This is a genomic window from Cellulomonas aerilata (assembly GCF_007991755.1).
Lineage (GTDB): Bacteria > Actinomycetota > Actinomycetes > Actinomycetales > Cellulomonadaceae > Pengzhenrongella > Pengzhenrongella aerilata.
In genome coordinates this window covers 49,639-64,100 of the sequence record NZ_BJYY01000018.1, presented here as the reverse complement: position 1 = coordinate 64,100, position 14,462 = coordinate 49,639, and the positions used below count along the sequence as shown (strand labels likewise).

At 73.4% G+C, this 14,462-nt stretch carries 10 protein-coding genes; 5 read left to right on the top strand and 5 right to left on the bottom strand.

The features are described from left to right. The first annotated feature begins 185 nt into the window (after positions 1–185). Genes CAE01nite_RS14370 through rhaS form a run of 4 tightly spaced genes read left to right on the top strand, consistent with a single transcriptional unit; the run spans position 186 to position 4,940 of the window. Positions 186–1,727, top strand: a complete 1,542-nt coding sequence (locus tag CAE01nite_RS14370) for a sugar ABC transporter ATP-binding protein (protein WP_146905962.1) — start codon at positions 186–188, stop codon at positions 1,725–1,727. Next, entirely contained in the window at positions 1,724–2,803 is a 1,080-nt protein-coding gene (locus CAE01nite_RS14365; RefSeq protein WP_146905960.1) for an ABC transporter permease, read from the top strand. The genes CAE01nite_RS14370 and CAE01nite_RS14365 overlap by 4 nt, the downstream gene beginning before the upstream one ends. Next, the gene (locus CAE01nite_RS14360) at positions 2,800–3,864 is read left to right on the top strand and encodes an ABC transporter permease (protein WP_146905958.1); all 1,065 of its coding nucleotides are present in this window, start codon (positions 2,800–2,802) and stop codon (positions 3,862–3,864) included. The genes CAE01nite_RS14365 and CAE01nite_RS14360 overlap by 4 nt, the downstream gene beginning before the upstream one ends. A 23-nt stretch (positions 3,865–3,887) precedes the next feature. Beyond that, entirely contained in the window at positions 3,888–4,940 is a 1,053-nt protein-coding gene (gene rhaS, locus CAE01nite_RS14355) for a rhamnose ABC transporter substrate-binding protein (protein WP_146905956.1), read from the top strand. 589 nt (positions 4,941–5,529) lie between these two features. Here rhaS and CAE01nite_RS14350 read toward each other — a convergent pair. From CAE01nite_RS14350 to gabT, 5 genes are read right to left on the bottom strand one after another with little or no spacing between them, the layout of a single operon-like run. Then, positions 5,530–7,254, bottom strand: a complete 1,725-nt coding sequence (locus tag CAE01nite_RS14350; protein ID WP_146905954.1) for an amidase — start codon at positions 7,252–7,254, stop codon at positions 5,530–5,532. Then, positions 7,251–8,342 (bottom strand): agmatine deiminase family protein, encoded by a 1,092-nt coding sequence (locus tag CAE01nite_RS14345; RefSeq protein ID WP_246131226.1) that lies wholly within the window; start codon positions 8,340–8,342, stop codon positions 7,251–7,253. Before CAE01nite_RS14345 ends, CAE01nite_RS14350 begins: the two co-directional genes overlap by 4 nt. Positions 8,343–8,398: 56 nt before the next feature. After that, the gene (locus CAE01nite_RS14340) at positions 8,399–9,895 is read right to left on the bottom strand and encodes an NAD-dependent succinate-semialdehyde dehydrogenase (RefSeq protein ID WP_146905952.1); all 1,497 of its coding nucleotides are present in this window, start codon (positions 9,893–9,895) and stop codon (positions 8,399–8,401) included. Between the two features lie 55 nt (positions 9,896–9,950). Beyond that, entirely contained in the window at positions 9,951–11,222 is a 1,272-nt protein-coding gene (locus tag CAE01nite_RS14335; protein WP_246131225.1) for a Glu/Leu/Phe/Val family dehydrogenase, read from the bottom strand. Further along, a complete protein-coding gene (gene gabT, locus CAE01nite_RS14330; protein WP_146905950.1) occupies positions 11,219–12,571 on the bottom strand; it encodes a 4-aminobutyrate--2-oxoglutarate transaminase in 1,353 nt (450 codons plus the stop codon). The genes CAE01nite_RS14335 and gabT overlap by 4 nt, the downstream gene beginning before the upstream one ends. Before the next feature lie 116 nt (positions 12,572–12,687). On the opposite strand from gabT, the gene CAE01nite_RS14325 reads away from it, so the two are divergent. Then, a complete protein-coding gene (locus CAE01nite_RS14325; protein ID WP_146905948.1) occupies positions 12,688–14,364 on the top strand; it encodes a PucR family transcriptional regulator in 1,677 nt (558 codons plus the stop codon). The last annotated feature ends 98 nt before the right edge of the window (positions 14,365–14,462 follow it).

Genomic DNA, 14,462 nt, shown 5'->3' with positions numbered 1-14,462 from the left:
GAGCGACGGCCGGCATCGCCTCGTACGGACGGTCGTCCAGGACGGGGAGGGGGCGCGGAGGAGGGCGACGACGGGACGTCGCGCCGAAGACGATCGTGCAGGCGACACGTTGCACACACTTGACGATCGGCGCGAGTCGGACCTACCGTTCGGCATCAATTGAAACCTTTCACTGGGGAGAGGTCATGACAGAGCACCCCGAGGGCGCGGTGCCACCCACCTTGGAGCTGCGCGACGTCCGCAAGGCCTTCGGACCCGTCGTCGCGCTCCGCTCCGGGACGCTCGTCGTGCATCCGAGGTCGATCCACGCGCTGGTCGGCGAGAACGGCGCGGGCAAGTCGACCCTGGTGAAGGTCGTCGCCGGAGTCCACCGCCGGGACGCGGGCGAGTTCCTGCTCCAGGGCCGGTCGGTCGACTTCGGGTCGACGGCGGAGTCCAAGGCCCAGGGCGTGGCGGTGATCTACCAGGAGCCGACGCTCTTCCCCGACCTGTCGGTCACCGAGAACATCTTCATGGGCCGCCAGCCGCTCGGCGCCGGTCGCCGGATCGACCGGGCCGCGATGTACGCGGAGGCTGAGCGGCTCTTCGCCCGGCTCGGGGTCCACATCGACCCGCGTCGGCCGGCGGAGGGGCTGTCGATCGCCGACCAGCAGATCATCGAGATCGCCAAGGCCATATCGCTCGACGCGAGCCTGCTGATCATGGACGAACCGACGGCGGCGCTCAGCGGCATCGAGGTGGAGCGGCTGTTCGCCGTCGCACGCAGCCTGCGCGACGAGGGACGGGCGCTGGTCTTCATCTCCCACCGCTTCGACGAGGTGTTCGCCCTCTGCGACACGGTGACCGTCATGCGCGATGGCGAGTACATCTCGACCCATGCCACCGCCGAGACGACGGTCGACGAGATGGTGGCGGCCATGGTGGGGCGCGACGTCGCCGAGCTGTTCCCCAAGACCCCCGCTGCGATCGGGGCACCGGTTCTCGAGGTGCAGGGCCTGACGTCAGTCGGTGTCTTCGACGACGTGTCGTTCACCGTCCGGGCCGGAGAGATCGTGGGCCTGGCGGGTCTGGTGGGCGCGGGGCGCAGCGAGGTCGCCCGCGCGGTGTTCGGCGTGGACCGTTACCACTCCGGCACGGTCCACGTGAACGGGACCGCGGTGCCCGGGGGCAAACCCCGCGCCGCCATCCGGGCCGGGATGGCCTTGATCCCGGAGGACCGCCGCAAGCAGGGGCTCGTCATCGACGCTTCGGTCGCCCGCAATGTCGGCGGCGTGATCCGGTCCGCCCTGGCGAGGACCGGGCTCCTGACCGCCCGGACCGAGAACCGGGCCGCCGCCCCGTGGGCGTCGCGGCTGGAGGTCAAGACCAACGCCCTGGACATGACAGCCGCCACGATGAGCGGCGGCAATCAGCAGAAGGTCGTCATCGCCAAGTGGCTGGCGACCGACCCGAAGGTGCTCATCATCGACGAGCCCACCCGTGGAATCGACGTCGGCACCAAGTCAGAAGTGCACCGCCTGCTGTCCGAGCTCGCCGGACGCGGCCTGGCGATCCTCATGATCTCCTCCGAGCTCCCCGAGGTCCTGGGCATGGCCGACCGGGTGCTCGTCATCTCCGAGGGCCGGATCACCGCGGACCTCGACCGCGACGACGCCACCCCGGAGGCCGTCATGCTCGCCGCGACCCACCACCAGCCGTCGCCCACCCGCACAGAGGCAGTCCGATGACCCAGCCCACGCTGCATCACACCGACGGCACGGAGGTGACGACCTCCCAAGCCCTGCTCGTCGAGCCCAGCCGACTGTCGGCAGGACGCCGCCACCTGAACACCGTGGTCCGCTCCCGCGAGCTGTCCATCTTCCTCGTGCTGGTCGCTGTGGTGGTGGTCGCCACTGCCCGCAGCAGTGGCTTCATCTTCAGCAGCGACGGATGGCGGAACTTCCTCCTCAACCCCTCCATCCTGCTGCTCCTCGCGGTGGGCCAGGCGGTGGTCGTCATCACCCGCAACGTCGACCTGTCCGTCGGCTCCGTCATGGCGCTGACCGCCTACCTGACCGGTCGCCTCTTCCTCGATGTGCCCGGGCTGCCACTCGTCGCCGTCTTCGCCGCCGGCATCCTCGCTGGATCCGTCCTCGGCCTGGTCAACGGCGCCCTCGTGGCGTACGGGAAGGTTCCGTCACTCGTCATCACGCTCGGCACGCTGTACATCTACCGAGGAGTGATGCTGACCTGGGCGGGCAGCGACCGGATCAACGCCGGCGACCTGCCGAACGGGTTCCTCGCCCTCGGCACCCGGTCGATCTTCTCGATCCCCGTGCTCACGCTCGTCGCTCTCGTCGTGCTGACCGTGGTCGGCTACTACCTGTACACCACCCGCGGCGGGCGGGAGCTGTACGCGATCGGCTCGGACCCTGGCGCCGCGGTGCTGTACGGCCTGGATGTCAACCGCCGGATCCTGTCCGCGTTCGCGCTCAGCGGCGCTCTTGCCGGGCTCGCCGGCGTCCTCTACACCGCCCGCTACGGCACGGTCAGCTCGGCGGTCGGCGTCGGCTTCGAGCTGCAGGCAGTCGCCGCGGTGGTCATCGGCGGCGTCGCGATCTTCGGCGGCAGCGGGACCGTCTGGGGAGCTGCCATCGGCGCGTTCCTCCTGGTCACGATCAACCGGGCCCTGCCGAGCCTGGGGATCGAGGACTTCTGGCAGCGGGCGGTGTGGGGCGTGCTGATCCTGGGCGCCATCGTGCTCGACCGCGTCATGGCTGCCCGCCAGGCACGCAAGCTCGTCGAAGCGAGGGACCTCACATGAGCACCACCGGGCGTGTCTACGCGGAGTACTCACAGCCGCTGTGGAAGCGGCTGCTGATGACACGGGAGGCGGCGGTCATCGCCCTGACCCTCGCCGTCATCGCCTACTCGCTGGTCAACGTGCAGAACTTCGACGGACCGCTGACTCTGAAGTTCCTCCTGCAGGACATCGCCCCCATCCTGCTCATCGCCCTACCGATGACCTTGATCATCGTCACCGGCGAGATCGATCTCTCCGTGGCCAGCATCGTCGGCCTGAGCAGCGTGGTCCTGGGGGTGCTGCACCAGGGCGGCATGCCTGTCCCGCTCGCGGGCCTGGTCGCCCTGGTCGTCGGAGCGGTGTGCGGGATGCTCAACGGGTTCCTCATCGCCTACGTCGGGCTGCCCTCGCTCGCGGTGACGATCGGCACACTGGCCCTGTTCCGCGGGGTCGCCGTCGGGCTGCTCGGGACCACCGCCGTCACCGAGTTCACCGAGCGGTGGACGGACCTGGCCACCGGCACCATCGGCGAGACCAGCATCCCGCTCGTCATGATCCCCTTCGCCCTGCTCGCCGTGGCCTTCTCCCTGCTGCTGCACTTCTCGACGTTCGGCCGCGGCGTGTACGACATCGGGCTCAACAGCGAGGCCGCCCACTTCACCGGCGTCGACGTCGCACGCACCAAGTTCGTCCTTCTCACGCTCTCCGGGGTGGTGTCCGCCTTCGCAGGCATCTACTTCACGCTGCGTTTCGGCAGCGCACGCGGTGACAACGCCACCGGGCTCGAGCTCCAGGTGATCGCAGCCGTGCTGCTCGGCGGCGTGTCGATCTTCGGTGGACGCGGCCGGCTCCACGGCGTCCTGTCCGGCGTCGTGCTCATCGGCGTCATCGCCAGCGCCCTGCGCCTCGAGGGCGTCACCGTCAACGTCACCAACATCATCATCGGCCTCCTCCTGATCGCCTCCGTCGTCTCGGGCGGCCTGCTGGCCTGGCTCTCGCGCCGGCTTCCCCGCCAGGCCTCCCGAGCTTCGACGGACCCTGGCTCCACCTCGACACGACCCGCCGCACGAGCCGGCGTCTGACCAATCACCCGAAAGGCACAACGATGAAGCTTCAGTCCAAGCGCACGACGGCACTCGTGGCGTTCACACTCACGGCCGTCCTGTCTCTCACGGCCTGCGGTGGCGGCGACGCCGAGACCGACGCCGCCACCGGTGGCGAGGGTGGCGAGGGCGGCGGCGAGCTCAGCCTCACCATGCTCCCCAAGAACCTCGGCAACCCGTACTTCGACACCAGCACAGCCGGTGCGGAGGAGGCCGCCGAGGAGCTCGGCGCCGCCATCGAGGAGGTCGGTCCGGAGACGGCGAGCCCGGACGCCCAGGTGCAGTACATCAACACCGCGGCACAGCAGGGGGTGGGCGGGCTCATCGTCTCGGCGAACGATCCGACCGCCATCTGCGATGCGATCGAGGAGGCGCAGGGCGCCGGCACGAAGGTCGTCACGTTCGACTCCGACACCAGCCCCGAGTGCCGGGACCTGTTCGTCAACCAGGCCACGCCGGAAGGGATCGCCGCCAAGCAGCTCGAGCTCATCGCCGAGCAGATCGGCGGGGCCGGGGAGATCGCGATCCTCTCGGCGAGCGCGAACGCGACGAACCAGAACGCCTGGATCGAGATGATGGAGGCCGAGCTCGAGTCGAACGCGGACTACGCCGGTATCGAGCTCGTCGACATCGTCTACGGCGACGACGAGGACCAGAAGTCGTTCGATCAGACCGAGGCGCTGCTGCAGAACCACCCCGATCTCAAGGGCATCATCTCCCCGACCACGGTCGGGATCGCCGCTGCCGCGCGCTACCTCCAGGACTCCGAGTCGAAGGGCCAGGTCGCCCTCACCGGGCTCGGCACCCCTAACCAGATGCGGCCGTACGTCGAGGACGGGACCGTCGAGGCATTCGCGCTGTGGAACCCGGGCGACCTGGGCTACCTCGCCACCTTCGCCACCGCCGCCTTGATCAACGGCGACATCACCGGCGAGGAAGGCGACACCTTCGAGGCCGGCAGGCTCGGGGAGTTCACCGTCGAGGCCGACGGCGTCGTGGTGCTCGGCGAGCCGTTCGTGTTCGACGCAGAGAACATCGCCGACTTCGACTTCTGACCCGTCCGGCCGCTGCTGCGGCAGCCGGTCGACCACCCGATCGTCTGCTGCAGCACCGACTCCTCGTCCGCCCCCGCGGGCTCGACCGGACCGGGCAGCGTCCTCGCGGTGTCCTCGGCGCTGTAGCGGCGGGCCATCGCCCTGGGCATGGCCGTCTGCGGCCTGTTCGTCATGGGTCACTTCCTCTCCTTCGCCTACGTCCGCCCGTCCCTCGAGACGGTGCCGCGGGCCGACGCGGCACGGTCTCACTCGTCCTGCTCGCGGTCCGGGCGGCCGGTCTGCTCGGCACTGCCCTGATCGGCAGGTTCCTGCACAGCGGCCTGTACCGAACGCCCGTCGTGATCCTGCTCGTGGGGGCCACGATCGCGCTGACCGTGTTGCCCTTCGGCGGGGGATCGCTGCGGTGTTCGTGCTGCTGGGGCGTCACCGGGGCTGCCGTCGTCCCGAGCCACTGCTCAGAGACCGCGCCGATCTCGGGGGCAAGGGGTCGCAGGTTCAGATCCTGGCCGCCCGACACTGTCTTCGCAGGTCAGGCTCCCGCACCGGTGGGGCGGGGCGGGCCTCTCGGTGTCCGGTCAGCCTGACACGATCACCGCGTCAGTGGCGGGGTACGCGGTGGGACGGTCCGGCGCCGACCCGTGGCCTCGAAGGCGCTGCCCAGGTGCAGCAGCCGGGAGTCGTCGTAGGCGCGGCCCGCGATGGTCAGCCCCACCGGCATCCCGGTGTCGGCCATGGTCCCCATCGGCACGGTGACGGTCGGGATGCCGAGGTGCCGGGGCACCAGGTTGCCGTTCGCGACCCAGACGCCGTTGCGCCATGCCGACGCGGCGGACGCCTCGTCGACGTCGGCGTCCGCCGGGCCGACGTCGGCGACCGCCGGGAAGACGACCGCGTCGAGCCCCAGGTCGTCCATCCACTGCTCGAGGTCGACGCGCCGCGTCTCCTCCAGCCCCCGGACGCCGGCGTCGAGGTGCGGGATGTCCAGCAGCGCGGGGACGCCGTCCTGGCGGGCCCGCACGGCGTACTGACCGATGTCGAAGTCGAGCTCGCCGTAGCGGTCGGGCAGGGCGCCGACCGGGTGCGGGAAGATCCGGGCGCCGTCGACGTCGGCGAGTCGGTGCAGGCCGGGGTCGCCGTTGGCGGCGAGGAAGTCGTCCCAGGCCCACATCGACAGGTCCCACAGCTCCCGCTCGAGGTACTGCGGGCTGACGAGGCCGCGGGTCGCGAGCGTGGGCGCTCCGGGGCGGTCGCCCTCGTAGTTCGTCACCACGGGGAAGTCGACCTCGACGACCTCGGCACCGGCCTGCTCCAGGTCCCGGCGCGCCCTCCGCCAGAGGTCCATGACGGAGGCGCGGGTCTCGATGCGGTGCCCGGTCGGCCCGCCGATACCCGGGTGGTCCCCGGTGCCGGCGTCGGGGTCGGCGTTGACGTACATGCGGGGCACCCCCAGGCGAGCGCCGCGCAGGACGACGCCGGCGGCGCGGGCATCGGTGACCCCCAGCGCCCGGTACGACGCCGGGCGCACGCTGGACGCGGCGGGCACGGACACCCACGGCTGCACCCGCCAGAAGTCGCCGCGGGTCTCGGTGTCGTCGGCGACGACGACGTCGAGCACCTCGAGCAGGTCGTCCATGGTGCGGGTGTGCGGCACGACGACGTCCATCGTCGGCACCAGCGGCCAGTTGCCGCGCACCGAGATGACCCCGCGCGAGGGGGTGTAGGCGCACAGCGCGTTGTTGGACGCGGGGGCCCGTCCGGACGACCACGTCTCCTCGCCCAGCCCGAAGGCCGCGAGGCTCGCCGCGGTGGCGCTGCCCGAGCCGTTGGAGGATCCCGACCCGAACGCCGCCGTGAGGTAGTCGCCGTTGTACGGGCTCTCCGCCCGGCCGTACACGCCGCGCTGCATGCCGCCGTTCGCCATCGGCGGCATGTTGGTCAGCCCGATCAGGACGGCACCGGCGGCGCGCAGGCGCTCGATGGTGAAGGCGTCGCGCTGCGCGACGAGGTGCTCGAAGGCGGGGGAGCCGGCCGCGACGGTGAGCCCGCGCACCTGGTAGCTGTCCTTCGCGGTGTACGGGATGCCGTCCAGGGGGCCGAGGACGGCGTCCCGGGCGCGGCGGGCGTCGGAGGCGCGGGCCTCCGCGAGGGCGTCGGGGTTCAGGACCACGACCGCGTTGAGGCGGATGCCGCCGGAGTCGTAGGCGGCGACCCGCTCCAGGTACGCGGTGACGAGCCCCTCGCTCGTCACCTGACCGGACCTCAGGGCGGCACGCAGCTCGGCGATCCCGGCCTCGACGACGTCGACGGTGCTCATCGGCCGCCCTCCGCCATCGTGGGCCGTGGTGGCCGGGCGGGCGCCGGCTGCTGCTGGGTGATGCAGTGGATGCCGCCCCCGAAGGCGAAGACGTCCCGGGCGTCGACGAGCTCGATCGTCCGTCCGGGGTAGCACTCGCCGAGGATCCGCGCGGCGACGGCGTCGTGGGGGTCGTCGAAGGCGCACAGCACGACGACGCCGTTGGCGACGTAGTGGTTGATGTAGGACCAGTCGACGAACCCGTCGCCGTCGTCCAGGACGGTGGGTGCCGGGACCCCGACCACGCGAAGCCTGCGCCCCCGGGCGTCCACGGCGTCCTCCAGGACGCCGCGGATGAGCCGGCTCACGTCGTGGTCGGGGTGCCGCGGGTCGTCCTGCTGGTGCACCAGCACGGTGCCGGGGCCGGCGAAGGCAGCCACGATGTCGACGTGGCCGCGGGTGCCGAACTCGTCGTAGTCCCGGGTCAGCCCCCGTGGCAGCCAGATCGCGTGCCGGGTGCCCAGCCGGGCGTGGATCTCGGCCTCGACGTCGAGCCGGGTCGCACCGGGGTTGCGCGCCGGGTCGAGCTGGACGGTGTCGGTGAGCAGGACGGTGCCCTCGCCGTCGACGTGGAACCCGCCTCCTTCGTTGACGAGGCTGCTGGTCACGACCGGGGCGCCGACCTGGTCGGCGACGTACCGGCCCAGGTGCCGGTCGTGGTCCCAGGCCGCCCACGACTGGGCCCCCCAGCCGTTGAAGACCCAGTCCACGGCCACCAGGGCGCCGTCCGGACCCTGAGTGAAGGTCGGGCCCGAGTCGCGCAGCCAGGCGTCGTCCAGCTGTGCGGCGACCACCGTGATGCCGTCGCCGAGCGCGGCGCGGGCGTCGGCGACGTCGGCCGGGTCGGCGACCACGGTCACCGGCTCGTGACGTGCGACGGTGCCGGCCACGCCCGCCCAGGCCGCGCGGGCGCGTCCCAGGGTGCGGCTGCCGGCGGCTCCGAACGTCTGGTTGGCCGGGGGGAACGCCATCCAGGTCCGCTCGTGCGGGGCCCACTCGGCGGGCATCACGGTGGACAGGGCGGTCGGGGCGTCGGTTGCTCGGTGCATGGTGCTCGGTCTCTCGGGTCGGTGGTGCTCGCGGCGGCGGTGGGCGGGTCCCGCGCTCAGCTCCAGTCGATGCTGAGGTACTGGGTCTCCTGGAACTCACGGATCCCCTCCCGGGCACCTTCCCGGCCCAGCCCGGACTGCTTCACGCCGCCGAACGGGGTCGCCGGGTCCGAGACGACGCCGCGGTTGACGCCGACCATGCCGGCCTCGATCCGCTCCGCAGTCTGCAGCGCCCACCTGAGGTCGGTCGACCAGACATAGGCGGCCAGCCCGAGCTCGGTGTCGTTGACGGCGGCGAGCAGCTCTTCGGTGTCCCGCCAGGTCGTGACGGGCGCGACCGGGCCGAAGATCTCCGTGCGCAGGATCTCCGCGTCGGCCGGGACGTCCCGCAGGACGGTCGGTGGGTAGAACCAGCCGGTCAGCCCGTCGGGCAGCGCGGACCGGTGGCTGACGCGGGCGCCGGCCGCCAGGGCACGGTCGACAAGCTCGGTGATGCCGCGCAGCGCCTTGGCGTTGATGACCGGGCCGATCTGCGTCCCCTCGGCGAACGCCGGGCCGACGGTGAGCGTTGCGACCGCGGTCCCGAGCCGGTCCGTGAACCTCTCGACGACGTCCTCGTGCACGTAGAAGCGGTTGGCCGCGGTGCACGCCTGGCCGCCGTTGCGCAGCTTGGCGACCAGGGCGCCGGCCACCGCCGCCTCCACGTCGGCGTCGGCGGCGACGACGAAGGGGGCGTTCCCGCCCAGCTCCATCGAGGCGTTGACCACCCGCTCGGCCGCCTGCGCCAGGAGGCGCCGGCCCACGGGGGTGGACCCGGTGAACGAGAGCTTGCGGACGCGCGGGTCCTGGAGCCACGCGGTCACGACCCCGGCCGGGTCGGTCGTCGGCACGACGTTGACGACGCCGTCGGGCACGCCGGCCTCGGCGAGGATGCGGGCCACCGCGAGCGCGGTGAGCGGCGTCTCGGCGGCGGGCTTGAGGACGACGGCGCAGCCGGCCGCCAGCGCGGGCGCGATCTTGCGGGTCGCCATGGCGGCCGGGAAGTTCCACGGCGTGACGAGCGCGGCGATCCCGACGGGGCGGTGGGTGACGACCGTCCGGGTCCCGCCGGCGGGCGACGGGCCGAACTCGCCCTCGGTGCGCACGGCCTCCTCGGCGAACCAGCGGAAGAACTCCGCCGCGTAGGCCACCTCGGCGCGCGAGTCGGCCAGCGGCTTGCCGTTCTCCCAGGACATCAGCCCGGCGAGCTCCTGGGTGGCCGCCACCATCAGCGCGAACGCGCGGCGCAGCACCTCGGACCGCTCGCGGGGAGCGGTGGCGGCCCATGCCGCCTGGGCGCGCTCCGCGGCGTCCACGGCCGCGACGGCGTCCCCGGCGTCACCGTCGGACACCGCGGTGATCTCCTCGCCGGTGGCCGGGTCGAGGACCGCGAACGTGGCACCCGACCGGGCGGGGCCCCCCTGCCCGTCGATCCAGACGCCGTGCCGGGGGGCCAGGGCGTCGACGTAGCGGCGGAGGTCGGCGGGGGCGGGGGACAGGGTGGTGGTGGTCATCGTCGCTCCACGTGGGTGGTCTCGGGTCGCCGGGTGGCGGTGCGGGGGTGAGGGGTCACGGGTAGAGGCCGCGCTGGGCATGCGCGGACGCGACCCGTTCGACGGCCATGGCGGTGGCGGCGGTCCGCAGGGACAGCCGGGTGCGGGTGGCGTAGTCGCGCACCGACTCCCACGCGCCGATCATGCGGTCCTTGAGCCGGGCCTCGACCTGGGCGGCGGTCCACCAGTACGCCTGGTTGGCCTGCACCCACTCGAAGTAGGAGACGACCACGCCGCCCGCGTTGGCGAGGATGTCGGGGACCACGAGGACGTCGTCGGCGGCGAGGAGCCGGTCGGCCTCGGGCGTCGTGGGGCCGTTGGCCCCCTCCACGACGATGCGCGCACGGACCCGCGGCGCGTTCGCCGCGGTGAGAACCCCTTCCACGGCCGCCGGGACCAGGACGTCGACCTCGAGCTCGAGCAGGTCCGCGGGCGGGAGCTCGTCGCCGCCGGCGAAGCCGACGACCGAGCCGGTCGCGTCCACGTGCTCCTCGAGCGCGCGGATGTCGAGGCCGGCGGACGCCACGACGGCGCCGTACTGGTCGGAGACCGCCACGACGCTCAGGCCCGCCTCGGCGAGGAACCGGGCGGCGCCGCGGCCCACCTTGCCGAAACCCTGCACGGCCGCGCTGGAGCGGTCCGGGCGCAGGCCCCGTTCGGGCAGTGCGGCGAGGGCCACGTCCACCACGCCCCGCGAGGTCGAGCTCGCCCGGCCGAGGGAGCCACCGAGCGCGATCGGCTTGCCGGTCACGACGCCGAGCACCGTGTGACCGCTGGCCACGGAGTACGTGTCCATCATCCACGCCATGGTCTGCTCGTCGGTGCCGATGTCCGGTGCGGGGATGTCCCGCTCCGGGCCGATCAGCGGGAGGATCTCGGAGGTGAAGCGGCGGGTCACCCGCTCGAGCTCGGCGGCGGAGTAGGCACGCGGGTCGATCCGGACCCCGCCCTTCGCGCCGCCGTAGGGCACGTCCAGCAGGGCGCACTTCCAGGTCATCCACATCGCCAGCGCGCGCACCTCGTCGAGGTCCACGTCGGGGCTGTACCGCAGCCCGCCCTTGGCCGGCCCGCGCGAGAAGTTGTGCTGGACCCGGTGACCGACGAACAGGTCCTGGGCGCCGTCGTCGCGACGCAGCGGGATGGAGACCGTCACCTCGCGGCGCGCCGTGGCGAGCATCCGGTGCAGGCCGTCGGGCAGGCCCAGCACGTCGGCGGCCTGCGCGAGCTGGGCGCGCGCGTCGTCCAGCGGCGTCGCAGCCGTGCTCGTCGGCTCGAGGACGGCGGTCACCGGGTCGCCTCGAAGGCCGCGTCCAGCACGTCGAGCGCCTCGAGCAGCAGCGCGTCCGGGATCGCCAGCGGCGGCAGGAAGCGCAGCACGTTGCCGTAGGTCCCGCAGGTCAGGACGATGACCCCGGCGGCGTGGGCCGCGGCCGCCACCGCCTTGGCCAGCGCGGCGTCCGGCTCCCCGACGACGGGTCCGACCAGCTCGACCGCGATCATCGCGCCGCGGCCCCGGACGTCGCCGATGCGGGCGTCCCGGGACTGCAGCGCGTGCAGCCGGCCGAGCATGAGCTCCTCGATCCGGCGCGCCCGGTCGACCAGGCCGTCCGCGACGACGGCGTCCAGCACGGCCAGCGCGGCCGCGCAGGCCACGGGGTTGCCGCCGTAGGTGCCGCCCAGACCGCCGGCGTGCGCGGCGTCCATGATCTCCGCCCGTCCGGTGACGGCCGACAGCGGGAGGCCGCCGGCCAGCCCCTTCGCGCTGACCACCAGGTCGGGGACGATGCCGAAGTGCTCGCTGGCGTACACCGCGCCGGTGCGGGCGATGCCGGTCTGCACCTCGTCGGCGACGAGGACCACGTCGTGGGCACGGCACCACTCGACCAGGGCCGGGAGGAAGCCGGGGGCCGGGACGATGAAACCGCCCTCGCCCTGGATGGGCTCGATCACCAGCGCCGCGAGGTTCTCGGCGCCCACCTGCTTCTCGATGGTGGAGATCGCGCGGGCGGCCGCGGCGGCGCCGTCGAGCCCGTCCCGGTAGGGGTAGGACAGCGGGGCGCGGTAGACCTCGGGCGCGAACGGCCCGAAGCCGGACTTGTACGGCTGGTTCTTGGCCGTGAGCGCCAGCGTGAGGTTGGTGCGGCCGTGGTAGCCGTGGTCGAAGGCGACGACGGCGCTGCGGCCGGTGTACGCACGGGCGATCTTCACCGCGTTCTCCACCGCCTCGGCACCGGAGTTGAACAGTGCCGTGCGCTTGTCGTGGTCGCCCGGGGTGAGCGCGTTGAGCCGCTCGGCGACCGCGACGTAGCCCTCGTACGGCGTCACCATGAAGCAGGTGTGCGTGAAGGCGGCGGCCTGCGTGGTGACCGCGTCCACGACCGCCGGGTCGCTGGTGCCCACCGTGGTCACCGCGATGCCCGAGCCGAGGTCGATGAGGGAGTTGCCGTCCACGTCGACGACGACGCCTCCGCCGGCGGCCGCGGCGAAGACCGGCATCGTCGTGCTCACGCCACGGGCGACCGCGCCTCGCAGGCGCTCGGCGAGCTCGCGGGAGCGCGGACCGGGGAGCTCGGTGACGAGGCGCCGCTCCTGGGCGAGCCGGGGTCCGCCGACGACGGCGGGGGCGAGGACGGGCATGGGGACTCCTGGGGGCGGCGTGGGCTGGACCGCGCTCACGCTAGGGAGCGCTCAGGCTGCCGGGACATGGCAGGTCTGCACATCATCGCGCCCGGCGCTATGCAAGAGTGCTCGCCATGGTGACGGTACGGGATGTGCTCGCCCTGCCGGCGCTCGGTCTGCTCGGGGTGGCCGTGCCCGCGCCTGCACGGCCGGTGCGGTGGGTCGCGACCAGTGAGCTCGACGACCCCAGCCCGTTCCTCGAGGGCGGCGAGGTCCTGCTGACCACCGGGCTCGGCACCTGGTCGTGGGACTCCGAGTGGGTGGCCTACGTCGCCCGGCTGGTCGCCGTGGGCGTCGCGGCGCTCGGCCTCGGCACGGGGCTGACCCACCCGCGCGTGCCGCCGGCGCTCGAGCGGGCCTGCCGCGACCACGGCCTGAACCTCCTGGAGATCCCCCGGCGCACCACGTTCGTGGCCGTCAGCCGGCTCACGGTGCGGCTGCTGCAGGAGCGCGAGCAGGCGGCCGCACGCCGGGCCGCCGGCATGCAGCGCGAGCTCACCGAGGTCGCCGCGCGCGACCGCGGCCCTGCCGCCGTGGTGCGCGAGCTCGCCGGGCAGCTCGAGGGGGGTGCGGCGCTGCTGCCGGCCGACGGCTCCGCCGCCGGCGTGGACGGTGCCGAGGGCACGGGGAGCGCCGGTGCCGTCTGGGCGGGCACGCCGCCGCCGGCCGGGGTGGACCTCGTCGCGGAGGTGGCGCGCCTGCGCCGCCGCGGGTCCCGGGCCTCCGCGTCGCTCGACGTGGACGGTCACACGTGCGTCGTCCAGCCGGTGGGCCTCGATGCGCGCCCCGAGACGTATCTGGCCGTGTGGACCTCCGACGGCCTGGACGGCGGCCGCCGCGGCGCCCTGACGACGGCGGTCGCCCTGCTGGGCCTGACTGCCCGGCGCGCCGCGGACCACCGGCAGACCGCGCGGCGCCTGCGCGCCCGCGCGCTGGAGCTGCTCGTCACCGGCGACCCCCGGACGGCCGGGCTCCTGGTGGGCGCCGCGGACGACCGGCCCGTCCCGGAGCCGCTGCCGCCCCGGATCCGCGTCGCGGAGGTCGTGGGCACCCCGGAGGAGCTCGACGACGCGCTCGCCGCGCTCGAGGCGGGCCCCGACGGTCCGGTGCTGCTGACCGGGCTCGTGGGGCTCAGCGGCCTCGGTGGCGCGGGGCGTCTCGCCGGCCCCCAGGACCCCGGCGCCGCCGACTCCGCGAGGGGGACCCTCCGCCTGGCAGACTCCGGCCCTCGCGCCGAGCGTGCGGCGCAGCGCCTGGCGGCCCGCGGGCTGCGCGTCGGCGTCGGCGCCGCCGTCGGGACCGACGCGGGCGCTCGCACCGCGGCGACCGCGCGGTACGCGCTGGGGCAGACCACGGCGACGACCCCCTTCGTCCGGTGGGACGACCTCGTGGACGACGGCGTCCTGGGCCTGCTGGGCGACGACGCGGCGGCGGCCTACTCGGCGTCCTTCCTCGCGCCTCTGGAGGGGCGCCCCGACCTCGAGGCCACGCTGCGCTCGTTCCTCCGTCACCACGGCTCGCGCGGCCGGACCGCCGAGGAGCTGGCCGTCCACCGCAACACGGTCCGTCACCGGATCGACGAGATCGAGGCTGCGCTGGGGCGCTCGCTGGACGACCCACGCACCCGCGTGGACGCCTGGGTCGCCCTGCAGGCGGGCGCCGCCCGACGGCTGGACGGCGTGCTCGGCGACCCGCCTCCCGGGCCGGGACCGCACCGGGGTGCCGGTGGCAGGGGGACGGGCCCGGAGTAGGACGGGCCGGGGAGGAAGGGTTCCCGAAGGGCGCGTCGTGTGCCAAAGTGATCGTCATTCATTTCAGCGCTCCCGTCCGGGCGCCGCTCACAGAGACG